Origin of the sequence: Alteromonas ulvae, assembly GCF_048987005.1 — a bacterium.
Taxonomy (GTDB): Bacteria; Pseudomonadota; Gammaproteobacteria; order Enterobacterales; family Alteromonadaceae; genus Alteromonas.
This window is the reverse complement of the sequence record NZ_CP185261.1, coordinates 2725802-2748214: the sequence shown is the minus strand read 5'-3', so window position 1 is coordinate 2748214 and position 22413 is coordinate 2725802. Positions and strand designations below refer to the sequence as shown.

The window sequence follows — 22413 nt, the reverse complement described above, 5'->3', positions numbered from 1 at the left end:
TTCATAAAGTTGGGGAGAACGCTGTCGCTTTTAATGATGCTTTCTTTCAGTCTGTGTGGCTCGATAATGGCAGATAATTTTGTGGTAGATAAAGTTTATCATCCCTACGTACTGCCTTTTGAACGTGAGTTTGAGTGGCGTCTGACATCTCGCCAAAACGACGAAGGCAACCTATTAATGCAGCGAATATCTGCGGGGCACGCACTGTCTGAACGCTCTATTTTAGAGCTTTATGTGGTGGGAAGTAGAGACGATAACGATGACTTTTCGGTTGCCTCCTATGAGCTTGAGTTACGGTACATGCTCACAGATCAAGGACAATACTGGGCAGATTGGGGATTGTTGTTTGAACTGGAAAAGCAAAATGATAGAAACGATTGGGAAATAAAAAGCGGTATTTTGACTGAAAAAGAATTCGGACGTTTTTCCCTTACTACTAATGTAACCTTAGTTTACGAGTGGGGCGAAACCATTAAAAACGAATTCGAGGGTGAGTTTAAAATGAAATATCGCTATCGCTGGATACCTGAAATTCAGCCTGCAATAGAGCTCTATGCCGCAGAGGACTTTCTTGGCGTAGGCCCTGCATTTATGGGAATTCGTCGATTTGATGGACAAAAGCAACTAAAGTGGGAGCTGGGCTTTATCGCTGGGCTAAATGGTGACAATAAAGACCATACCCTACGTATGGTGTTAGAATACGAGTTCTGATACGCGCAGTGACAAAATATTTTAAATAAATTGAAAATAGTATTAGGTCTTAAGTTTGGCTTAATATTCCTATCTCATAATCGTACTTAACAGTTAGCAGAGTGGTTGTTTATGTTAAGTACAGAATTATCATCCGAAAGTCGTTTTAGTGCTCGTTGCGTTAAGCACATTTATCCTCGCAATACGCTTGCTCAGCTATTTATTGGTGTTGAAGAATCATTGCAACGCGGCGAGCTTCAACGCCTTATTACTCATGGTTTTGCCCGTTCTTACCACGCTACGCTTCAACATTTTATGCCTGTATTACTGGGTGTAGGTGGCAGTAAGCCTTTTGCTGCGTTAGGCGCGCGAAGCGCAGCGTCTCCCTTGTTTGTAGAGTCTTACACGCCGGTTCCAATAGAAGACATGCTGGCGCAAGTAAATCTAAATGTTGCGCGCAATCAAGTTGCCGAAATTGGCAATTTGTACAGTCGCAACGGTAGTTTTACACAACCGTTATTACTCCTTACAGCGCTTAGCCTGCAACAGCTACATTATTCGGTGATTGTGTTTGCCGCAACGTCATCATTACGAGATTTAATGACCGCTATTAGCCTACCCCTAACCTATTTATGTGACGCATCAAAGCATTGCGTACCAGATAATGGTAAAGAGTGGGGAACTTACTATGAGACGAAACCCCAAGTGGTGGCACTTCGTACCCGCGAAGTATCGAGACTCGTTGCCGGCAGTGAACCAGTGGCAAACATGTTCGATTGTATGGCGCCACTTCTGCCTGAAATAACAAACGTATTTGAGGCACATTTATGATTTTAGATCCCCATGTATTTCAAAATGATGATACTGCACTGGCGTATAATGGTGGCAGCATGTGTTATCGGGAATTGGTTGCAAAAGTAACCCTGGTTTCTGAATGGTTATTACAGCAGCCAGAAACTAACGTGGCACTTATGGCTGATAATGGCGCAGACTGGGTTATTTGTGACTTGGCGGCGCAAGAAGCGAATAAAGTGCTGGTTCCTGTACCCGTTTATTTTTCTGAGCAGCAGCGTACCCACTTATTCAAAGAAGCAGGCATAGGGTTATTAATAGCTGATAGCGGCAACACAAGTGAGTACGCTGACCACGAAGGCGTAAGCCGAATTGAGTGTCCCTTTGACAATCTGCAGGCTTACAAAGTGAAGCCTAATGGTCATCCTTGTATCCCTCGGGGAACGGGGAAAATAACCTTCACCTCAGGGTCTACCGGCCAGCCTAAAGGGGTTTGTTTATCGAATACTTCCCAGCTTAACGTAGCGAAAAGCTTGTCGAATGCGGTGGCATTAAATCGAGTTAAACATTTATGTCTATTGCCATTGCCCACATTGCTAGAAAATATTGCGGGCGTATATGCGCCGTTATTAGTTGGCGGTTGTGTTGTTCTGCCCTCTAGCACAGAGCTTGGGTTTAGTGGCGCAGCACTCACAAATCCAAACGCCATGCTCTCTCAAATAAATGAACATCGGCCAGAAACGCTTATTTTAGTGCCGGAATTATTATTATTACTTGTTTCAGCCTGTAAGAAAGGCTGGTTACCGCCAACCTCACTTACCTTTATTGCCGTAGGAGGGGCGCATGTGGCGCCTTCCTTACTCGAGAGTGCACGCGCTTTGGGACTTCCTGTTTTTGAGGGATACGGCCTTTCAGAAGGTGTATCGGTAAATACGTTGAACTTACCCGGTAAACATTGCGATGGCAGTGTCGGTGAATCACTTGGGCATAACAAACTATCTATTGAAAATAACGAACTTATCGTTAAGGGAAACATCTTTCTTGGTTACTTGAATCAGCCAGACTCATTTTATCCTTTTGAGGTGAAAACCGGTGACTTGGTGTCTGAAGAGGATGGCTATTTTCACATTCAAGGGCGCAAGAAAAACCTCATTATTACCAGTTTGGGGAGAAATATCTCACCTGAGTGGATTGAGAGCGCGCTCACCTCAACAGGCTACTTTCAATATGCATTAATCGTTGGTGAAGGAGAAAAAGCCTGCAGTGCAATTTTAGTTAAACGAGACCATACACTTAATGCACAGCAGATTGCACAAGTCATTGCATCTGTTAACCATTCCTTACCTGAATATGCGCGTATCGCCAAATGGCATACGCTCGACACTTTACCTGAGAATACACAGTTACTTACTGCTAATGGCAAGCTCCGTCGTGAGCAAGCGCTTAAGCATTTTCATTCCATCATTAGTCAATTTAACAGCCAAAAGGTTGCGTAAATAAGGGTATATCATGAAATTATTTGAAAGACTTGAAAAAGAAACACAAAACGAACGTGCTTATTTAACCTCATCGCCTATCATCCGTCGCTGCTTTGAAGGCAATATTTCAGTAGACGATTACACCGCATTTTTGTCCCAAGCTTATCATCATGTAAAGCACACGGTTCCTCTGTTAATGGCAACAGGCGCTGCGTTACCAGAGAGAAAAGAGTGGCTGCGTGAAGCTGTGGGTGAGTACATCGAAGAAGAAATGGGCCATCAAGAATGGATTTTAAATGACTTAGCGGCTTGCGGTGTTGATAAAGAATGCGTAAGACATAGTGCACCTGCTATGGCGACAGATTTAATGGTGTCTTATGCCTTCGATGCAATACGCCGTAAAAATCCGCTGTGTTTTTTTGGTATGGTGTTTGTGTTGGAAGGCACAAGTATTGCCTTAGCCGATAATGCTGCGGCATCAATTCAAGATGTGCTAGGGCTCCCTAAGTCGGCATTTAGCTATCTGCGTTCTCACGGTTCGTTAGATCAAGAGCATATTGTGTTTTTTAAAGATCTGATGAATAAAATTGATGATAAAGCTGAACAAGATCTCATCATCCACTCTGCCAAAATGTTTTTCCAACTTTACGCAAATATATTTAGAACGTTGTCGTGTACTGACTTGCTTACGGAGGCAGCGTAATGGCCATTGCTTATGAAAAGCAGGTGTGCCTATTAACCGGCGCATCGGGTGGAATAGGAGAGGCCATCGCCAAACAGCTAGCAAGCCTTGGTGTCTCACTTATACTCACAGGACGAAATACCAGCAAGTTAGGGAAGCTTGTAGAAGTCTTGCCAGGTCAACACACCGTTGTATGTGCCGACCTGACGCAGAGCGACGATATGGAAAAAGTGATAGCACTGTGTCGCGATAAGTCTGTCACGATGCTGATTAATAATGCCGGAATTACAGAAACAGGCGCATTTACCGACGCTTCGAAATGGGCTGTACACTCCGTAATTACAACTAACCTAGTGGTTCCTATCACGCTTACACAAAAACTGATCCCCTTATTACAGCGCGCACCTGACGCTCACATTATTAATATCGGCTCTACATTCGGCAGTATTGGTTTTGCGTGTCACTCTTTATATTGCGCCTCTAAGTTTGGTTTGCGCGGGTGGACGGAATCGTTAATAAGAGAGTACGCAGGGACGAATCTACATTTTCATTATTTTGCTCCCCGAGCCACACAAACGTCAATTAACTCAGCGAAAGCTACATCTATGAATCAAGCATTAGGCAATGTTGTTGATGCCCCTGACGATGTGGCGCAATCACTTATTGATATGCTTAATAAAAACCAATCTCGCCGCTTTCTTGGATTTCCAGAGAAATGGTTTGTAAAAATCAATGGTGCGTTTCCCAGCTTGGTGGATGCAGCACTTAAAAAGCAGCTTCCCACTATCCAACGCTATATGAAATCACGTCACGAGGAAAAACTATCATGAGATTTTTAAACGCTACAATGGCATCGGTGTTGCTTATTCTAAGTATGGCAAGCATGGCAAGTAGTGCCAATGAGGGCTTGTTGGCTATTCAACATGAATGGGCCAAAATTAACTATTCTGAGTTAGAAGGTGATGACAAAGTCGACGCCCTGTTAACGTTAGCAAGTAAGGCGGAGATGTTGGTTAAAAAAGCACCTGAGGCGGCGGAAGGATACATTTGGCTGGGGATCGTTCAATCAACCACCGCAGGTGCCAAGGGTGGAATAGGAGCGCTAAAATACGCAAAGGCGGCGAAGAAAAGTTTTGAAAAAGCACTACGACTTGATGAAACGGCGCTACAAGGCTCTGCAATGACGAGTTTAGGCGTGTTATATCATAAAGTGCCGGGGTGGCCGATTGGATTTGGAAGTGATAAAAAAGCCGAAATGTTGCTGACAAAAGCGCTTTCACTAAATTCTGATGGTATCGACCCTAACTTTTTTTATGCTGAATATCTTTTTGATGAACGTGAATACGATAAAGCCATGATGTACTTAGCAAAGGCCGAATCTGCCGCACCACGACCAGACCGGCTTCTTGCTGATAATGGTCGACAAGCAGAAATTAAGCAATTGAAAGAAAAGATACAGGCAAAGATGAACTGACATCACCAGTTAGCTACATCAAATCCTTTTACACAACGTATAAAAAGCGCTGCCTGGAGCAAAGATATGAACAATGGCAAGCGCTTTTTTACAAGCTTGAGCTAACTACGTATTCTCAAGCTTTCTGAGACCAACTCGGCGTTACACCCGCCTTAGGCATAAAGTATTGCATGGTGTAGGGTAAGGCTATTTAACCTCAAGCAATTCCACTTCAAATATTAGCGTGGAGCCTGGTGCTATTTTTCCTGCTGCACTGTCGCCGTAGGCTAGGTGTGATGGGATGAAAAACTTATATTTATCTCCCTCAACCATAAGCTGAACGCCTTCCGTCCAGCCGGCAATAACGCGGTTTAGTGGAAAGCTAATGGGTTCACCACGCGCCACAGAGCTGTCAAATACAGTGCCATCAAGTAACGTGCCGTGGTAGTGCACTTTTACCGTTGATGATGCAGTAGGGTGCTGTGTACCTTGCCCTTCTTGAAGTACTTCGTATTGAAGTCCTGATGGTGTCTCTTTTATCGCAATATTGGCTTTATTTTCGGCTAGAAAGACTTTGCCGGCTTCAATGTTTTCAGTCGCCACTTTCTTGTTTAACGTGTGGCGGGTAAATAAGAAAATGGCTAAACCAATCACAATAGCTAAAATAATAAACTTCATTAGTAATCTTCTTTTAATTGTTGTTGTAAATAAGCGTTGTAAAAAGGCGAATCTACCGCCCTATCTTTTACAACGTATCGTTTTCTTTTGTAACCGGACCAGGGGAGGGCACGGTCGATTCTTTTTCCATCAAATGGGATTTCCAGCGCTGTTGCGATACGTGGGCTTTAACAAGTTCTAGGCATTCGTTTACCACATTCAATACTTCTTCATCGAGAGCATCAGCCGTAGGGGTGTAGTCGTGCATACCCACAGAAATAAAGTGGTCAATGCGATCAGAGTCTAGATCGCTTAATAAATTAACTAGAGATGAGGTAACAATGTCAGTCACCGACTCCTCCAGTGTGTTTTCAATGGTTTTACCAATGATAGGTAGGTAATTGAGCGTAGACACTTGCGCATTGCCTCGCACGGCCTTACCGACACTTTTTCGAACGTGCTCTCTTATTACATCACCGTGTTCATCGTTGCTTATAGATTGCCCTAGGTGATTGATAATACCTGCCATCCACTGAGTGATAACAGGGCGTCGTGGGGCTAACACTTGATTGGTAATATCATCAAGTAGCGGAGAGCCCGCCGAAATGTCTTTTTGTGCATCGCTTAGCACTTTTACTACTATTCTGTCGCTTAGCTCTTCCACAAAAACATCGTAGTAGAAGGTAAAGAATCGAAAGATAGCGGTTTGATTTAAGTCGATAATCTCGTATTTGTGTAGGCGGTGCAAAATAGACAATATGCGGAGAAAGCGAAACAGACGGGTGCCGCCGGTTGGGATAAGCCCAACAAGATCGTACCAATGCAAAAATGGGAAGAAGTACCAGCGCAGGTGTTCTTTTCTTACTATGGCTACCGCCCAGCGAAGACAAAACTCAGTAAAAAATATGCCAATAAATACTAAGTCTACGAGTAGAAAGTTGTTGTGTATGGGGTCGTAAGTATCGATTACGGCAGGGAAATATACACCGAGCTGCTGATACACAAAGTTGGTAGCGTACAGTGCATCAAATATGAGCCATGCTAAGTTTATAAATAACAAACCCAGCATGACCAAGTCTAAAATTAACCAAGGCGTTTCATGACTGTTTCGCAGGTTTTCTCGGTTAATTTTTAACATGTCTCTATCCTGTAGATGTTAGCCTGGTAACGTCAACATAAAGCTTTAGTTTTTGTCCAGGTTGCAAATAGCGCTTCGTATTAAGGCTATTCCATTTGCTAATGTCACTTACTTTAACATTGAATTTACTGGCAATTCGAGAGAGCGAGTCGCCATTGCGCACTGTGTAAGTCACCTTTTTGGTAACACCAGCGTCGCTTTTACCCTCTAACCAAACAACAAGGGCTTTTCCAGGTCGCAACATATCGCCAGGTGCCATACCGTTCCATTTCGCAAGCTGCCTTGTCGATACCTTATATTTACGAGCGATATCCCACAACGTATCACCAGACTTTACCGTATGGCGAACCTTTTGCTTCGATTTATTGCTACTTTGGATACTCGCTAATCGCTGCTCTTGTGATAGGGCATAGTCATCTAACGCTTTAAGGGCAACAGGCACCATAATCGCTTGGCCAATGCGTATCATTGAAGAATCCAGTTCGTTAACCTGTTGAATCACCTTAATAGTAGTATGGTACTGATTGGCAATTTTCCCCAAGCTGTCTCCGCTTTTAACCGTATGACGCACCCAATTAAGACGTTCTTTTCTGTCTATTTTTGCCAATGCTTGGGTAAACGATACTGCTTTTTCTAGCGGCAACACAAGGCGATGAGGCCCATCCGGTGACGTAGCCCAGCGATTAAATCCTGGGTTAAGGCCGTGAAGCTCCTTCAATGACATATCAGCGAGTTCTGCGGCAAACGCAAGGTCTACCTGAGAGCCGATATCCACCACTTCAATAACCGCTACATTTTCAACTTCTGGCCACGGGTAATCAAAGGCCGTTTTATTTTTTAAAATATCCGCAAGGGCTAAAAGCTTAGGCACGTAAGCACGGGTTTCTCTTGGCAAATCTAAATGCCAAAAGTCGGTGGGCTTGCCTGCACGTTTGTTTGCACGAATTGAGCGCATAACGCGCCCTTCGCCGCTATTGTACGCTGCTAGCGCATGTAGCCAATCGCCATCAAACATATCGTTGAGATAGGTAAGGTAGTCAAGAGCACCTTGAGTAGAGGCTACTACATCACGCCTTCCGTCGTACCACCACGTTTGCGGCATGCCAAAGCGTTTGCCTGTACTTGGAATAAACTGCCACATTCCTGCGGCGCGGCCATGGGAATAGGCAAACGGATCGAAGGCGCTTTCTACAATAGGGAGTAACACTAACTCCATTGGCATATCGCGCTTTTCAATTTCTTCAACAATGTAAAACAAGAACGGCTTTGCCCGTTTTACCACGCGGGCCATGTATTCTGGGTGCTTTAAATACCAATCTCGCTGCGCAGTCACGCGGCGGTCATCCGGTATATTCAGTGAAAATGTGTTGCTGGCTCGCTGCCACACGTCGGTAATTACCGCAGCCACTTCCGCGTCTTCGGGGGCTGTAATTTCCGCTGTTTCTTCCAATACATCATCTTTCGGGTGGATAACATCGATTACACCGTCTCTTGCTACTTCGCAATCGGCAATGTCCTCTTCACCTAAATAGGTTTCAGCACATGCTTCAAGTGCTGCTTTCTCGTTCTGCTCTAAGGCTACATCTTCACTTTCATTTTCGGTTAACTGACAACCTGAAAGACCTAACGCCAATAGAAGGGACGCAAGTGGGAACAACTTCGACTGCATATTATGAAGAAACCTCTTTGAGTACTGCAAGGGGGTAATACTACGCTAAATGGCAAATATATTCACTAAAACCCATCTTTCCAACGTCTAACAGTGGCGAAAACAGCGGCATCATCCGTCAGCTCAGCATCAGCAAAACGCTGTGCAGCCTCCTTTACAGAAGCCTCATGTGAACGAAGAAAAGGGTTTATCTGCTTTTGTTCGTCTAATGTGCTTGGCAAGGTCGGCTCGTCGTGAGAACGCTTCGTTTTTACCCAAGCATCGTAGTCTTGCAATTCGCTGTTGTTAGGCTCTACCGCGAGGGCAAAGTTCACATTCGCCTGCGTGTATTCGTGAGTACAATATACCTTAGTGTTATCGGGCAGGCGCTTGAGCTTATTGAGTGAATGCAGCATTTGCTCTGGCGTACCTTCGAATAGTCGGCCACACCCCGCTGAAAACAGGGTATCGCCGCAAAACAATGCACCATGACCAAAAAACGCGATGTGGTCGAGGGTATGCCCCGGTACTTCCATGACTTGAAACGACATATCTACAACCGGCAGGGCTACCGTATCGCCTTGCGCTACGGTCTTTGTCAGCCCTCTTATATGTCCGCCTCTTGGGCCTATTACGGGTAAATCTGCAAAAGCCGAGACCAATTTGGCAATGCCACCTGTGTGGTCGCGATGGTGATGGGTAATAAGAACGGCAGCTAAGTTTAATGCGTGTTTGGCCATATATTTTAACACTGGCTCTGCATCGCCTGGGTCTACAACAACCGCGTTTTTACCATTATGGATACACCATATATAATTGTCAGTAAACGCGGGAATTGGATGAACGGTTATGCCCGAAGGCAATGTGTCGATGCGCATAATACACCTGCTTGTTTAGCTTCAATAATGCGTTACTATAGGGGCATGTGGTTTACAGAGCAACCGAAGAGCGTGTGAAGTGATAATGAAAACAGCGTTTAGGTCAAAGCCACCGCGCTATCCCGGTAGCTGGGATGAATTCCCCGCAGGAGAAAACATTAAGTTGGCGGTTGAGCTGGTTTGCAACGAATACGCACAGCGTATCTTTGGCTACCACTTTGTAAAGCTGGGCAACTTAAGCGCGCAAATTCAGCTAAACGATAGTCCAATTCATCATCGCATTAATCACACCCCCGACTTTACCTTTAGCGAACGGGCTAAAGATGACATGTATAGGTCTGTTGCGAATGGTGACGATAGCGAAAGAACGCTTTGTGCCAACGAAAATTTCGTTATAGGCCACGCTCATAAACTGCCGTTTTCAGAGAACAGTATTGATGGGCTATTGCTGGCTAACGAACTCGATTTTGCCCAAGATCCTCACGAAATTTTGCGTGAAGTAGACAGGGTAATCACCCAAGACGGACATATTATTATCAGCGGCTTTAACCCACTTAGCTTAGCTGGCGTAGCCAAGTACCTACCTGTAAAGCGCGATAATATCTTGCACGACGCTCGTTTTTTTACTACCTACAGAATGAAAGACTGGCTTCACCTTCTAGGGTTTGAAGTAATAGAGCAGCGGCAAATTCTTTTTTCCACGTTATTTTTTCAGCAGCGTTGGGAGGGAGCGGCCAAGCTTCAGCACTATTTATCGTCGTATTTTCCCTGGTGTAGTGCAGTGTATGTCATTCTGGCTAAGAAACGCGTATTCCCCATGACGGCCATTAGGCCAAAGCGGGCATTAAAACCCCAGTTTTCTGCCGTGGGAGCAAGTGCGCGCACCACATCACAAAAACAAAAAAGCCACGTGTAGCAACTGCATTGTAGTTGTCTAACCGTGGCTTTTTAGCGTGTGTAGTTGCAAGGTTACAACAACACGTTGTGGTTACTTAACGCGCATTCCAGGTTTAGCACCTTCATGAGGCTCTAGAATATAAAGGTCGTCGCCACCAGGTCCTGCGGCAAGTACCATTCCTTCGCTTAAACCGAAGCGCATTTTGCGAGGGGCCAAATTCGCCACCATCACAGTGTGCTTACCAATTAACGCTTCTGGTGCATAGGCTGACTTAATACCGGCAAACACTTGCTTGGTTTCGCCGCCTAAATCTAGCTCTAAACGCAGCAGTTTATCTGCATTTTCAACATGCTCTGCATTAGCGATGCGCGCAATACGAAGATCAATTTTTGCAAAATCTTCAAACGAGATAGTATCGCTAATAGGATCTTTCGCTAGTGGACTATCAGGTGCGATAGCAGGCTGTTGCGGCGCTAAGCTTTCTTTTGAGTCGTCAATCATGGCGTCAATTTTCTCCATTTCTACGCGCTGCATCATAGGTTTAAATTTATTGATGGCGTGGCCTGTCAGTACTGTTTGTAGCGAAGCCCAGTTAAATTCGTCATTCAAAAAGCTTTCTGCTTTTTCCGCTAAAATAGGCAGCACCGGCTTTAAGTAAATCGTTAACAGGCGGAACATATTAATGCCCAGCGAGCACACATCGTGGGTAAACTGCTGCTTAGCTTCGTCTTTTATCGTTACCCAAGGCGCATTGTTATCAATAAACTGGTTTGCCTTGTCTGCTAGGGCCATTATCTCGCGTATTGCTTGGTGATAGCGACGCTTTTCAAACTGCTCGGCAATGCCATCAGCGGCGTTTTGAAATTCAGCAATAAGCTCTGGCTCAATCACGTTGTCTGATAACTTACCGTCGAAGCGCTTAGTAATAAAGCTAGCGCAGCGGCTTGCAATGTTAACAACCTTACCAACAAGGTCAGAATTTACTTTCTGCGCAAAGTCGGTGAAATTAAGGTCGATATCCGTTACCCCATCACTTAGCTTAGACGCAAAGTAATAACGTAAATATTCTGGGTTTAAATGGTCTAGGTAGGTACGGCCTTTAATAAAGGTACCGCGAGACTTAGACATTTTCGCGCCATTTACCGTAACAAACCCGTGGATGTTAACCCCAGTAGGCTTGCGGTATCCAGCGCCTTCAAGCATGGCGGGCCAGAATAGGCAGTGGAAGTAGGTAATGTCTTTTCCGATAAAGTGATATAGCTCGGCAGTAGAATCGGCCTTCCAGAAATCATCAAACTCAAGGCTATTTTGGTCGCAGAAGTTTTTAAAGCTGGCCATGTAGCCAACGGGGGCGTCAACCCACACGTAGAAAAACTTGTTTGGCGCGCCAGGAATTTCAAAGCCAAAATAAGGAGCGTCGCGGCTGATATCCCACTGCTGAAGGCCTTCTGTAAACCATTCTTGCAGCTTGTTAGCCATTTCTTCTTGCAGTGCACCAGAGCGTATCCATGTTTTTAACATGTCTTCGAACTTAGGTAAGTCGAAAAAGAAATGCTCAGATTCTTTCAGTACTGGCGTAGCGCCAGATACCACGCTGCGCGGGTTCTTCACTTCTGTAGGGCTATAGGTAGCACCACATACATCACAGCTATCGCCGTTTTGATCTTCTGCACCGCAGCTTGGGCATGTGCCCTTTACGAAACGATCTGGAAGAAACATTTCTTTTTCAGGATCAAAAAGCTGATTGATCACGCGTTTACTAATGTAACCTGCGTTATCAAGGCGAGAATAAATCTCTTCACAAAATGCCTTGTTTTCCGGTGAATGGGTTACATAGTAGTTGTCGTAATCCACATGGAAGTCAATGAGGTCTTGGTGATGCTCAGCGCGGGTGCGGGCAACCATTTCTTCTGGTGTAATACCCAGCTCTTGCGCTTTAAGCATAACCGGTGTGCCATGTGCATCATCGGCACAAACACTGTAACATTCGTTTCCGCGAAGTCGCTGAAAACGGGTCCAGATGTCTGTTTGAATATGTTCAAGCAAGTGCCCTAAATGAATAGAGCCATTTGCGTATGGCAACGCACTGGTTACCAGAATTCGGCGTTTTTCTGACATAATGACGTTATTGATTCTTTGCGTTTCAAAATGGCTGCAAATACTAGCGGAAAACCGCGTTTTTTGCATTACGTAATTCAAACAAATCTTTAGGTTGTAGGGCAATTTATGTTCTTTTCTCGCAAAGCCGAACCGGTAACCCAACAGGTTGCTGCTATTTTAGCCAGCTATTTCAGTATGGATGTAGCCGAAACAGCTTCTTGGTGTAAAGCAACGTCTACCGATGGCAGCGCCGAGGGCGTGCATGTCACATTGCCATTTTGTATCGATAGCCAGTTACCCGTGCTAAGCGATTTGGTGCTTGCTAAATTAAAAGCGGATTCAAAGCATGCGTTAACTCAGTCGCAGCTGTCTTTTTCAACCGAGATAACAAGCCAGCAAACGGCGTTGCCGCCAATCACTAACATTAAAAATATTATTGCGGTTGCCAGCGGTAAAGGCGGAGTAGGGAAGTCTACCACCAGTATTAACCTTGCCTTTGCCCTTATGAAAGAAGGCGCCAACGTGGGCATTTTAGATGCCGATATATACGGGCCGTCTATTCCTATTATGCTTGGTAATACCTCAGCGCACCCAGAAAGCGAAGACAATAAACACATGCAGCCGTTAATGGCACACGGATTGGTGGCAAACTCTATTGGGTACTTGGTTCCACAAGACGATGCGGCTGTGTGGCGGGGCCCTATGGCAAGTCGAGCCCTAACGCAATTATTAAACGAAACACTGTGGCCGGTGCTCGATTATCTCATTGTTGATATGCCGCCAGGCACGGGAGATATTCAGTTAACCATGGCGCAGCAGGTGCCACTTACTGCTGCCGTCATTGTTACCACTCCCCAAGACCTCGCGTTAGCCGATGCGCAAAAAGGCATTAGCATGTTTGAAAAAGTCAACGTGCCGGTGCTTGGACTTATAGAGAACATGAGTTACTACCAATGCCGGGCATGTGGAACCAAAGACTATGTATTTTCAAAAGACGGAGGAGAAGCGTTAGCCGAACGCCACGGTTTGCCACTGCTCGGACAGTTACCCCTTGATATTCACATTCGCGAGCATGGCGACGCCGGAACGCCCTTGCTCATAAGTTCGCCAGACAGCCCAATATCAGCAAGTTATCAAGAGGCCGCACGGGCGCTATCAATGCAATTAGCCCTTACGCTAGCACCTCGAAAAAATGGGAAGAAACACATAAAGGGCGATCAAATAGGCATAGTAGGTAATTAAACAAGCTCATTGTTTCAGCTAAGTGGCTTCTCTTTGTGGGTTTTATTTGCTCGCATTACCTGTTGTGGGTTACTGCAGTGCCAACCGACGCGCTTATTACCAAAGCGATAGCCATCCAGTGCCACAGGGTTAATAGCTCGCCTAGTATAATAAAGCCGGCTAGTGCGGCAATGGCAGGCTCAACACTCATTAAAATACTGAAGCTTTGATACGGCATTTTTCTGAGCGCAATCATCTCTAGGCTGTAGGGTAAGGCGCTGGATAACAAAGCAATACCTATTCCAGCAGGAATAAGCGCAACATTAACTAATTCATCAAAGTGAATTGCAATACCAAACGGTACTATTGCAACGGCGGCAACAAGCATGCCTAGCGCCACGATTGCACCCGAGGAGCCATTCTCCCCCGTTCTTTTGCCAAATAAAATATAACCCGCCCAGCAAGCTCCTGCGCTAAGTGCCAAAACAAAGCCCAGTGGATCAAGCCCGTTGGTTGCTCTGAGGTCGGGGAGTAATAAGATGAGACCCACTATCGCCATTGCCGCCCACAAGAAATCCACTCTTTTTTTAGATGAAAGAATAGCAACCAATAAGGGACCAACAAATTCTAACGCCACGGCTATGCCAATAGGAATACGCTCGATAGCAAAATAAAAAGCGGTGTTCATTCCACCTAAACACAAGCCGTAAATAATAATGGATTTAAGCTGTTCAGGCCTATTGCGCCACGGCTTAAAAACGAAACACAGTATAAGAGCAGCAAAGCCAACTCTGTAAGTTATTGTGCCTAGCACGCCTACTTGCTGAAACAATTGCTTTGCCAAAGAGGCGCCAGATTGAATGGTGATCATGGCGACGAGTACACAGGTTATGGCGATAAAATAGTGTCGACTAATGACAGACATAAAGGGTGTCGGAGAGTGAAAACGCAATGATAGCCAATACGATAAAGATGGCAACATGCTTATTTACTTAAAGTTTAAAAAGTTGAGATTGAGAAAACTGTACAAAACAAGCTCTCTAGCAGTTGATTGGACCGCACGACATACGCATAATAGCCAGCAAATGAAATGAGGAAGACATCATGCGTTTGTGTGACCGCGACATAAATCAATATTTACAAGAAGGGAAGATTGTTATCGACCCGACGCCACATTACGATCAAATTAGTGGCGTAACGGTAGATATTCGTTTAGGGAATAAGTTTAGAGTGTTTGAAGAGCATCAAGCGCCATACATTGATTTAAGCGGCCCAAAAGTTGAGGTTCAAGAAGCACTCGATCACGTTATGAGCGACGAGATTGAGCTGGAAGATGGCAAGGCATTTTTCCTCCATCCTAAAGAATTAGCACTTGCTGTTACCCTTGAGTCGGTTACTTTGCCCGATAATATTGTGGGCTGGTTAGACGGTCGTTCTTCACTGGCTAGATTAGGACTGATGGTGCATGTAACAGCGCACAGAATTGACCCCGGTTGGTCTGGCAATATCGTACTTGAGTTTTACAATAGCGGTAAATTGCCTTTAGCGCTGCGCCCAGGTATGAAAATTGGTGCGATAAGTTTTGAAGTATTGTCTAGTCCAGCGGAAAAGCCTTACAACGCAAGAGTTGATGCAAAATATAAAGGCCAAGATGGCGCTATTGCAAGTCGTATAACCTCTGACGACCAACATAAGTAAGTCGAAATTAACGATCAAAGTAGTAAAGGGTAGTGCGTTTCCCGTCATTTACTGGTAGAAATTATAAGAGCGAATAAAAGTAATTATAAATGCGACAGGTAAATGGGAAGCGCAATGGACACTCAGTCTCAAAAAGAAAATACGCCACACAAAAATATTCCCCCTAATAAAAAGCCCACATCCAAAAACGCCATTATTTTACTGGCGTTTGTCATCGCTAGTGTCATTGGCTTGGCACTATGGTTTGTTGGTCAGCCTAAAGATATCGTGTTTACCGCAGCCATTACCCTATTTGTAGCTATTTTGTGGGTAACTGAAGCACTGCCAATTCCAGCAACCTCATTACTGCCTTTTGCACTATTCCCATTATTCGGTGTGCTGTCTCATAGCGAGGCGGCATCATCCCTTGGCAGTCACGTTATCATGTTGCTAATGGCGGCGTTCATGCTCTCAAAATCGCTAGAGCGAGCCAATCTTCATAAGCGCTTTGCTATTTATATGCTGCGGCTAACCGGCAGTGGAAGCCCTATGAAGCTAATTTTAGGCTTTATGATAACCACTGCGGTACTGAGCATGTGGATAAGTAATACCGCTACCATTTTAATGATGTTGCCAATGGCGATTGCCATTGTTAACGCGGTAGATAATCCTCGCTTTGGCGTGGCGCTTATTTTAGGTATTGCGTATTCTGCGAGCGTTGGCGGGGTAGGCACACCAATAGGCACACCACCAAATATCATTTTCATGAGTGTTTATGAAGAAACTCAGGGTATTGAGTACAGCTTCATCGATTGGATGAAAACAGGTATTCCCATTGTCATTGTTGCGGTTCCTGTTATGGCATTGTGGCTTGCCCGTGGTATTAGTGTGGTGGGCAAAATAGACCTGCCTATGCCCGGTGAGTGGTCTCAAGCAGAAAAGCGAGTGTTAGCAATCTTTGGCACTGTTGCCATGGCGTGGATTTTTCGACCATTTTGGACTGCTTGGCTCGGGGTTACCACCATCAGCGACAGCACTATTGCAGTAGCCGGTGTCGCGGCTATGTTCTTAACTAATAGCGGTAATGATTGTGAGCAAGTAGATGCAAAAGGTAATCGAGATAAGTTGTTAGATTGGAAAACAGCAAACGATATTCCTTGGGGAATGCTACTGCTTTTTGCTGGCGGTATTTGCATCGCCAAAGCCTTTATGGCTTCGGGACTTAGCGTTCTTATGGGCACCTGGTTGACGGGACTTTCAAGCTTACCTATCTTACTATTGATCTTAGCTATTTGCTTATTCGTGACTTTTTTAACAGAAATCACTTCGAATACCGCCACATCAACCTTGTTAATGCCCATATTGGCCGCTGCGGGCATTGCCGTAGGCGTAGACCCCAAACTACTCATGATCCCCGCCGCCATAAGCGCAAGTTGTGCGTTCATGTTGCCCGTCGCGACAGCGCCCAATGCCATTGCGTACTCAACAGAAAAATTTGATATAAAAACCATGGCCCGAGAGGGCTTTGTGCTAAACGTAATTGTGGCGATAGTGGTTACCGTAGTGTGTTATATCACGCTGGCATAGTTGATTTTTTAAGAACTGGTTAGCAATTGAGCGCTTGAGTACCTTAATTGCTAATTGTCGTTGCATTGTTGATTATTTTGAGTAGACTTACACGCTCTTTCGGTCGGTGTGTGGCGCAGCTTGGTAGCGCACTGTCATGGGGTGTCAGGGGTCGGAGGTTCAAATCCTCTCACACCGACCAACTTCTCTCTCACCCTTGAGTGGCTTGACATACAAGCATTTCCTCTCTAAAAATATCCACGAATTAACGAACTAAGCAACCTAACTGGGTCACCAACAGGGTCACCTATCGGGTCACTTTTAGTTTCTATTGTTGTTTATTTGAGCAATGGTTTAAGCGATGGATAAGAAATATCTCAAAAGACAAGATTCAGGCTTGTGGTTGTATCGTCGAAAGACTCCTGTACTACTCAAAGACAAGTACAAGTCGAGTTACATACAACACTCTCTCAACACTCACAGCTATCACGAAGCAATCTTAAAGCGTAACGCGATTAACGCTGAGATTGATATGCAACTAGCACACGTCAAACGAGGTGACTCAGACAAGGCTAAGTTCTTTCACTACTACACACCGTGGAGAAAGGAACGCGTAGAGCGTGAAGGTGAGAAAGTTGAGGGTGCAGACCATCACCCGATGGAAGAAGCTGACCTTGAAGTTGTCATTGAGAATCCAGAGGACAAAGCTAATCCAGCAGTTCAGGCCGCTTGGAAGGCTGCTATGTCTGGAGATATTCCTTCAGAGTTTCAACCGACAATCAAAGAGGTTGCAGAAGAATGGTCTCATTGGGCAGAGGACAAGAAGAACGCTAAGTATGTCTCAGCTATGGCTACATACGTTAAGGCGCTTGTAGTGTTCCTAGGTCGTGACGAGTTACCAGCTAATGTAAGCTCTGGTCAGGCTCAAATGTTCATTGATGGATTACTGAGTTCAGGTAAATCAGCTAACACCGTTACACACTACAAGTCCAAGCTACAAGAACTCTGGCGATGGGCTTTAAGTCGTGAGAAGGCTCAAGGCGGTAACCCTTGGCTTAACTGTAAGGTTGAAGCAAGCAAGAAGAAAAGTAAGCCTGAACACTACCGTAACTTCACTGATGAAGAACTGGCTCACATTCTCGCTGAGACTGACTTCGAGAAGCTCAATACATCGACTTGGGCTTATCCGTATGCCTTACACATGCTACCTCGTTTATTGCCGTTTCTTGGTACACGACTAAGTGAACTAGCACTGGCTCAGAAGGAGCAGTTCGTTGATGTGGATGGACGCTTGTTCTTTGAGGTACGAGAGGGTAAGACAGTTAACGCTCAACGCATTGTGCCTGTATCACCAGCTATTAAGCCTCTTGTGCTTCAGGTCTTAGAGAGGGCAGGAGATAGCCCTTGGTTGTTCCCTGAGATCGGTGAGGCTGTAATAGGTGCTGAAGGTGCCGCTAACAGTATCTCGTCGAAGTTCGGTAAGATAACTAAAGGGTTCGCTAAGGTGGAAGGCTACAAGACAGGCTTACACTCGTTCAGAGGCCATTTCGCGACAGCGCTAGAGCAGGTGGGTTGTCCCGAAGACATCGCTACGAAACTAGCAGGGCACAAGCAGTTGTCCTTGACGTATAACTTGTATAGTAAGTATAAGAACAAAGACGAACTGTGGCAGTATGTCGAGAGGATACATGAAGCTGACTGCTTGAAGATGTTAACATGATTAGATAAGTGGTTAATAGATAGGCAATGCTACGTGAATGAAACAAGGGCAGACTATTAGTTTACCGTCAGATTTCACGCAGTGCACAGGGTGCTAGTTACATAATGAATGTAATGCCTGCTTTTTCGAAAAGTCGGGAATACATAGAAAAGCCCTTCTCGATGTGTTTCTCATACCCCAAGTGTGCGAGGTTATTATTGATGATATGGATTGTAGGATGAACTTGATTCAGAGTGTCTCTGATAACATACGAAGGTACGTCCATATTGAGTAGGTCTAGTCCAGCCTGAGAGAAATCTATTAGCTCTAAGTCTAGGTTGGCGAGTAAGTGTATTAGCTTTAGCTCCGCCTCCTCGTCAAGAGTAATTTCTTTAATCTTATCAATGTTACACAGGATGCCTACAATATCAGGGATACCACCAGAAGTAATCTTAGTGCTCAGTGAGTATTTCTCTAAATTAGGAAGTAAGTTTATTGTTTCTGCTCTACGCTCGAACACTTTCTTAGTAGATTCATAAAGTAGAGAATGGGAGTGTATAGTTCTCGTCTGTGACAATTGCTCGGTGGCTTCACTGAGTTCTTGGCTTTGTAGACGGAGTGACTTGACCAATAAGTAAATTGTAAGAATTGAAAAGAAAGGGTTCAGTATTCCACCGAAGAAATCACCTACAGCGCCCCATATAGATGCATCGTATGTAAACGGTATATCCTTATACAAACGTAGACCAAAGTAAGATAATACTAAGACACTCACGCCTCCAAATATCCAAAAGCGTATATGCTTAATCGAGCTTTCTAGTTCTCCAGATAGTTTTTCTCGTTTGTCTGAGACTGTCATCGTGCCGTCCGTGTGCGTTATGTTGATGCAGTAGTCTACAGGTCTGACCAAAACTTTTCACCACAAAAATCTGAGAGGCCAATTCGACAATGATGAAGCCTCAACTCCCCCCATAGGGTGCCTCTACACACCACAGGAACACCGCTAAGACAATCTTCAAGCCAGTCACAAGTTCATCTTGACCAAACACGAAGACATCGCACAGGCTCTGCTGGTGGCTGTCAAAGGCAAAGCGCAAAATTGCTCTATGGTTACTGTTTGCTAACTCCGAAAATTTCAGGAGATTACGAGACTGGAAGTATCAGGTTTCGTAACCGTCCACCAAAGTAAAAGATAATTAACAAAGCTATTGACCGTTCAAATTCCGTTCATTAATATATCGTCCACATAACCTTTAGACATTATTGAACAGGATGGATTTAATCATGACAGGTCAACTTATCGGTTACGCACGAGTATCAACCACAGGCCAGAAGCTAGACGTTCAGCTAGACGCATTGAAGGCGAAAGGCTGCACAAAGATTTACCAAGAGAAGCGCTCAGGTAAAACAGCAGACCGTCCAGAACTAGAGAAGATGCTTGATTACGTGCGTGAAGGTGAAGCTATTGTTGTGACCAAGTTAGACCGTTTAGGTCGTTCTGTGGCTGACCTAGCGAATATCTCGAAGTTACTCGATGATAAAGGAGTAGGTCTCATTGTGATTGACCAAGGCATCGACACGACAACACCACACGGTAAGCTAATGTTCCACATGATTGCTGCTGTAGCTGAGTTCGAGTTGTCTTTACGCTACGAAAGACAGATGGAAGGTATCGCTAAGGCGCAAGAGAAAGGCGTTAAGTTTGGGCGTAAGAAGTCTGTAGACCGTGAGAGAGTCCACCAGCTACGAGAGGAAGGCTTGAGCATGGCTAAGATTGCTGAAGAATTAAGCTGTAGTAAGGGAGCGGTGCATAAGATAATCAATGAGTTCATAAACCAGAGTAATTAATCTATGTAATTCGATCACTGAAACTTATAGTTCGTGTGGTCTGCTACTCCTCTACAAGACATCTTCAGCACTATCATTAGGAGTCTCACGCTTAACTGTTTGAGGCTCTGTAAAGCCCTCTCAGATCGAGTTATCTCACCTAATGTAATCGCATTAGTCACGCCTAGAAAAGCCCGTAGAGAGCCGCTGTCGATCTGTTACGAGGACTTGAAGTTACGATTTACCTTTATCCATTTGTGACACCTAATGACCATGAAGCCCAAATGTTTATTAGCGCTCCCTAATGTTAAGTAATGTCAGTAAATTCAACGCTTAGATGACTCCCTGACCTATGGAAGAAAAAGTTCAGTTAATGACTCCCTGACATATGGAAGAAAAAATTGAACAGATGACTCCCTGACGTAAGGAAGAAGGGAAGCGAACTTCCAAAGGACATCGTGAAGACGAACACTCGGTCACTAACTTCACGGTGGTGAGCTACGGCTCAGGGGCAAGTGACCAGTCAATCAAACTCAAGACCAACACAAAGCTAACAGATACTGGTTCAAAGATGATTGTTTCCACCCTTATCTACCTACATAACGTGGGGGGTAAGGGGGGCAACTCTAAGTCATCAAATCTAAGACCAACACCAGTATCTTTTAGTTAGTCTTAAAGACAGTCCGTTACTGGATATATCAATGATTAACTCAATTAGTTAATGGACTAGAGGTAAGTCTTCAAGACTCTCTTAGTCGTCCCTTACTCATGTGTATTGATTCATGTGTGTATGGTCTAACTAAGTTTGTTTACTCATATCCTTCTAAGCCTATGGACTTGTGCTCTACCTCCAGCACTTGTCCTAGGCATCCCTTCGTTCACTGAATACAACCACAAGAGGGTTCTCAGTAGGTAAGCCCTAAAGATACCTACATGCAGCCTGAGAGCCTTCTTGTCTTTGTATTCATTTATTTTCTCAAAACTTCAACTATAGGAGAAACACTATGACTGACATTACCCACTTACTATCACTTGCTGTCGCTACTGGAGGCTAACGATGAATGCACTAGGTAAACCACACAAAGTTGTATCTCAGCCTTGCATCAACGTGTACTTAACCAGCAAGAACTTCGAGACCGTCCAGAAGTACCAAGCACGACTTCAAGATACTAGAGGCGTGAAGGTAAGCGCTAGTAGTATCGTGAATGAATGTATCCACAATTACTTAACTGACAAGGTTTAACGCTATGACAACTTCCACATGCAAGGTGTGGGGTTGTTCTCGTCCTATCGATAACGCCAAGTACGGCAAGCACTGTAAGCGACACCGTGAAGCTAATCTGCACAACGGTCATCCAACGTTTAAGCCACCAGCACTATGCAAGCGCTATGCTTCATACAACCAAGAGCTAACTAAAGCTTTTCAAGGTGGTAAACAGTGGTACTCAGAGGCTGACTTAACGCACTACGAGAAAGCCTTTGGTCGTCTGCTAGATGAAGCTGAGAAGCTTAAAGCACTATCACCGTATAGACGACTTGGTGACTTACCAGTTCGCTCTCAGTTGCTGTATCTGCTCAAAGCTTCAGTCGAAGCAGTAGGTAGGCATGTGACCAAGAAACAGTGGTTGTGTATCTACCTCGCTGCTCGCTTCAAGAAAGACTTATTCCCTAACAGGAAGACCTTAGCAATCTTTGTGTGCCGTAAGAGCCTTGTGAGGTTGATTAACATGCCTCAGCACATCACAAGGACAGGCAAAAAGAGGCGTTATCGACTGAACGCTAACAGAGCCTTGAAGATGCTAGACATCCTTGAGCCAATCTTCGAGTTATCGCATGTGCCAATCAATAACGTTGCTCTCTGGTTTAGGCATTACACATACAAATTACACCTATCCAACATCCAGAAGCGAGTTATGAGAGAGAAGCACGAGAAGAACCCTTTTCACGCCAAACAACTTAACCGAATTAAAACCATTAAATCCCTTGAACGAAAATACTTAGGAGGATAA

20 protein-coding genes and 1 tRNA gene are annotated in these 22413 nt (G+C 44.8%); 14 read left to right on the top strand and 7 right to left on the bottom strand.

Annotated features, from left to right (window positions below; all coding sequences use genetic code 11):
* Positions 1-33 precede the first annotated feature (33 nt).
* The 6 genes from ACOJR9_RS12015 (at position 34) to ACOJR9_RS11990 (ending at position 5116) form a co-directional block, all read left to right on the top strand.
* Positions 34-711 (top strand): hypothetical protein, encoded by a 678-nt coding sequence (locus ACOJR9_RS12015; protein ID WP_420936120.1) that lies wholly within the window; start codon positions 34-36, stop codon positions 709-711.
* 111 nt (positions 712-822) lie between these two features.
* A complete protein-coding gene (locus tag ACOJR9_RS12010) occupies positions 823-1521 on the top strand; it encodes a thermostable hemolysin (protein ID WP_420933201.1) in 699 nt (232 codons plus the stop codon).
* Positions 1518-2978 carry an AMP-binding protein gene (locus ACOJR9_RS12005; RefSeq protein ID WP_420933200.1) on the top strand — a complete coding sequence of 487 codons (1461 nt, stop codon included), beginning with the start codon at positions 1518-1520 and terminating at the stop codon, positions 2976-2978. The genes ACOJR9_RS12010 and ACOJR9_RS12005 overlap by 4 nt, the downstream gene beginning before the upstream one ends.
* Positions 2979-2991: 13 nt before the next feature.
* Positions 2992-3663: a TenA family transcriptional regulator gene (locus tag ACOJR9_RS12000; RefSeq protein ID WP_420933199.1), complete on the top strand. Its 672-nt coding sequence runs from the start codon at positions 2992-2994 to the stop codon at positions 3661-3663.
* Positions 3663-4472 (top strand): SDR family oxidoreductase, encoded by an 810-nt coding sequence (locus tag ACOJR9_RS11995; protein WP_420933198.1) that lies wholly within the window; start codon positions 3663-3665, stop codon positions 4470-4472. The genes ACOJR9_RS12000 and ACOJR9_RS11995 overlap by 1 nt, the downstream gene beginning before the upstream one ends.
* Positions 4469-5116 (top strand): hypothetical protein, encoded by a 648-nt coding sequence (locus ACOJR9_RS11990; protein ID WP_420933197.1) that lies wholly within the window; start codon positions 4469-4471, stop codon positions 5114-5116. The genes ACOJR9_RS11995 and ACOJR9_RS11990 overlap by 4 nt, the downstream gene beginning before the upstream one ends.
* A 186-nt stretch (positions 5117-5302) precedes the next feature.
* On the opposite strand, the gene ACOJR9_RS11985 is transcribed toward ACOJR9_RS11990, so the two are convergent.
* The 4 genes from ACOJR9_RS11985 to gloB all read right to left on the bottom strand — a co-directional run bounded on the left by ACOJR9_RS11985 (position 5303) and on the right by gloB (position 9416).
* Positions 5303-5773 carry an FKBP-type peptidyl-prolyl cis-trans isomerase gene (locus tag ACOJR9_RS11985; protein ID WP_420933196.1) on the bottom strand — a complete coding sequence of 157 codons (471 nt, stop codon included), beginning with the start codon at positions 5771-5773 and terminating at the stop codon, positions 5303-5305.
* A 67-nt stretch (positions 5774-5840) separates the two neighbouring features.
* Positions 5841-6890 carry an ion transporter gene (locus ACOJR9_RS11980; RefSeq protein WP_420933195.1) on the bottom strand — a complete coding sequence of 350 codons (1050 nt, stop codon included), beginning with the start codon at positions 6888-6890 and terminating at the stop codon, positions 5841-5843.
* Between the two features lie 4 nt (positions 6891-6894).
* Positions 6895-8559, bottom strand: a complete 1665-nt coding sequence (locus ACOJR9_RS11975; protein ID WP_420933194.1) for a LysM peptidoglycan-binding domain-containing protein — start codon at positions 8557-8559, stop codon at positions 6895-6897.
* Positions 8560-8624: 65 nt separating this feature from the next.
* On the bottom strand, positions 8625-9416 hold the full coding sequence (gene gloB, locus ACOJR9_RS11970; RefSeq protein ID WP_420933193.1) for a hydroxyacylglutathione hydrolase: 792 nt from the start codon (positions 9414-9416) through the stop codon (positions 8625-8627).
* A gap of 85 nt (positions 9417-9501) precedes the next feature.
* Between gloB and ACOJR9_RS11965 the strand changes: the two genes are divergently transcribed.
* On the top strand, positions 9502-10332 hold the full coding sequence (locus ACOJR9_RS11965; RefSeq protein WP_420933192.1) for a class I SAM-dependent methyltransferase: 831 nt from the start codon (positions 9502-9504) through the stop codon (positions 10330-10332).
* Positions 10333-10404: 72 nt separating this feature from the next.
* On the opposite strand, the gene metG is transcribed toward ACOJR9_RS11965, so the two are convergent.
* Positions 10405-12432 (bottom strand): methionine--tRNA ligase, encoded by a 2028-nt coding sequence (gene metG, locus ACOJR9_RS11960; RefSeq protein ID WP_420933191.1) that lies wholly within the window; start codon positions 12430-12432, stop codon positions 10405-10407.
* A 108-nt stretch (positions 12433-12540) separates the two neighbouring features.
* Between metG and apbC the strand changes: the two genes are divergently transcribed.
* A complete protein-coding gene (gene apbC / locus ACOJR9_RS11955) occupies positions 12541-13656 on the top strand; it encodes an iron-sulfur cluster carrier protein ApbC (RefSeq protein ID WP_420933190.1) in 1116 nt (371 codons plus the stop codon).
* A 55-nt stretch (positions 13657-13711) separates the two neighbouring features.
* Here apbC and ACOJR9_RS11950 read toward each other — a convergent pair whose 3' ends face one another.
* Positions 13712-14560: an EamA family transporter gene (locus ACOJR9_RS11950; RefSeq protein ID WP_420936119.1), complete on the bottom strand. Its 849-nt coding sequence runs from the start codon at positions 14558-14560 to the stop codon at positions 13712-13714.
* 179 nt (positions 14561-14739) lie between these two features.
* Here ACOJR9_RS11950 and dcd point away from each other — a divergent pair, with 179 nt between their 5' ends.
* From dcd to ACOJR9_RS11930, 4 genes are all read left to right on the top strand, one after another.
* Complete coding sequence (dcd, locus tag ACOJR9_RS11945) at positions 14740-15333, top strand: dCTP deaminase (protein ID WP_420933189.1); 594 nt, start codon at positions 14740-14742, stop codon at positions 15331-15333.
* Between the two features lie 114 nt (positions 15334-15447).
* Complete coding sequence (locus ACOJR9_RS11940) at positions 15448-16899, top strand: SLC13 family permease (RefSeq protein WP_420933188.1); 1452 nt, start codon at positions 15448-15450, stop codon at positions 16897-16899.
* 104 nt (positions 16900-17003) lie between these two features.
* A tRNA-Pro gene (locus tag ACOJR9_RS11935) sits at positions 17004-17080 on the top strand.
* Between the two features lie 159 nt (positions 17081-17239).
* Complete coding sequence (locus ACOJR9_RS11930) at positions 17240-18598, top strand: tyrosine-type recombinase/integrase (RefSeq protein WP_420933187.1); 1359 nt, start codon at positions 17240-17242, stop codon at positions 18596-18598.
* A gap of 97 nt (positions 18599-18695) precedes the next feature.
* Here ACOJR9_RS11930 and ACOJR9_RS11925 read toward each other — a convergent pair whose 3' ends face one another.
* On the bottom strand, positions 18696-19436 hold the full coding sequence (locus tag ACOJR9_RS11925) for a hypothetical protein (protein WP_420933186.1): 741 nt from the start codon (positions 19434-19436) through the stop codon (positions 18696-18698).
* 425 nt (positions 19437-19861) lie between these two features.
* Here ACOJR9_RS11925 and ACOJR9_RS11920 point away from each other — a divergent pair, with 425 nt between their 5' ends.
* Both ACOJR9_RS11920 and ACOJR9_RS11915 read left to right on the top strand, forming a co-directional pair.
* The gene (locus tag ACOJR9_RS11920; RefSeq protein WP_198814964.1) at positions 19862-20425 is read left to right on the top strand and encodes a recombinase family protein; all 564 of its coding nucleotides are present in this window, start codon (positions 19862-19864) and stop codon (positions 20423-20425) included.
* Between the two features lie 1226 nt (positions 20426-21651).
* Positions 21652-22413 (top strand): hypothetical protein, encoded by a 762-nt coding sequence (locus ACOJR9_RS11915; protein WP_420933185.1) that lies wholly within the window; start codon positions 21652-21654, stop codon positions 22411-22413.

What these genes read in the sequence shown, in the direction of transcription:
- ACOJR9_RS11950 (WP_420936119.1), bottom strand. Translation starts at nt 14,560, where the DNA reads ATGTCTGTCATTAGTCGACACTATTTTATCGCCATAACCTGTGTACTC.
- metG (WP_420933191.1), bottom strand. Translation starts at nt 12,432, where the DNA reads ATGTCAGAAAAACGCCGAATTCTGGTAACCAGTGCGTTGCCATACGCA.
- ACOJR9_RS11980 (WP_420933195.1), bottom strand. Translation starts at nt 6,890, where the DNA reads ATGTTAAAAATTAACCGAGAAAACCTGCGAAACAGTCATGAAACGCCT.
- ACOJR9_RS11965 (WP_420933192.1), top strand. Translation starts at nt 9,502, where the DNA reads ATGAAAACAGCGTTTAGGTCAAAGCCACCGCGCTATCCCGGTAGCTGG.
- ACOJR9_RS11915 (WP_420933185.1), top strand. Translation starts at nt 21,652, where the DNA reads ATGACAACTTCCACATGCAAGGTGTGGGGTTGTTCTCGTCCTATCGAT.
- ACOJR9_RS11985 (WP_420933196.1), bottom strand. Translation starts at nt 5,773, where the DNA reads ATGAAGTTTATTATTTTAGCTATTGTGATTGGTTTAGCCATTTTCTTA.
- ACOJR9_RS12010 (WP_420933201.1), top strand. Translation starts at nt 823, where the DNA reads ATGTTAAGTACAGAATTATCATCCGAAAGTCGTTTTAGTGCTCGTTGC.
- gloB (WP_420933193.1), bottom strand. Translation starts at nt 9,416, where the DNA reads ATGCGCATCGACACATTGCCTTCGGGCATAACCGTTCATCCAATTCCC.
- ACOJR9_RS11920 (WP_198814964.1), top strand. Translation starts at nt 19,862, where the DNA reads ATGACAGGTCAACTTATCGGTTACGCACGAGTATCAACCACAGGCCAG.
- ACOJR9_RS12015 (WP_420936120.1), top strand. Translation starts at nt 34, where the DNA reads ATGATGCTTTCTTTCAGTCTGTGTGGCTCGATAATGGCAGATAATTTT.
- ACOJR9_RS12000 (WP_420933199.1), top strand. Translation starts at nt 2,992, where the DNA reads ATGAAATTATTTGAAAGACTTGAAAAAGAAACACAAAACGAACGTGCT.
- ACOJR9_RS11940 (WP_420933188.1), top strand. Translation starts at nt 15,448, where the DNA reads ATGGACACTCAGTCTCAAAAAGAAAATACGCCACACAAAAATATTCCC.
- ACOJR9_RS11995 (WP_420933198.1), top strand. Translation starts at nt 3,663, where the DNA reads ATGGCCATTGCTTATGAAAAGCAGGTGTGCCTATTAACCGGCGCATCG.
- ACOJR9_RS12005 (WP_420933200.1), top strand. Translation starts at nt 1,518, where the DNA reads ATGATTTTAGATCCCCATGTATTTCAAAATGATGATACTGCACTGGCG.
- ACOJR9_RS11990 (WP_420933197.1), top strand. Translation starts at nt 4,469, where the DNA reads ATGAGATTTTTAAACGCTACAATGGCATCGGTGTTGCTTATTCTAAGT.
- ACOJR9_RS11930 (WP_420933187.1), top strand. Translation starts at nt 17,240, where the DNA reads ATGGATAAGAAATATCTCAAAAGACAAGATTCAGGCTTGTGGTTGTAT.
- apbC (WP_420933190.1), top strand. Translation starts at nt 12,541, where the DNA reads ATGTTCTTTTCTCGCAAAGCCGAACCGGTAACCCAACAGGTTGCTGCT.
- ACOJR9_RS11925 (WP_420933186.1), bottom strand. Translation starts at nt 19,436, where the DNA reads ATGACAGTCTCAGACAAACGAGAAAAACTATCTGGAGAACTAGAAAGC.
- ACOJR9_RS11975 (WP_420933194.1), bottom strand. Translation starts at nt 8,559, where the DNA reads ATGCAGTCGAAGTTGTTCCCACTTGCGTCCCTTCTATTGGCGTTAGGT.
- dcd (WP_420933189.1), top strand. Translation starts at nt 14,740, where the DNA reads ATGCGTTTGTGTGACCGCGACATAAATCAATATTTACAAGAAGGGAAG.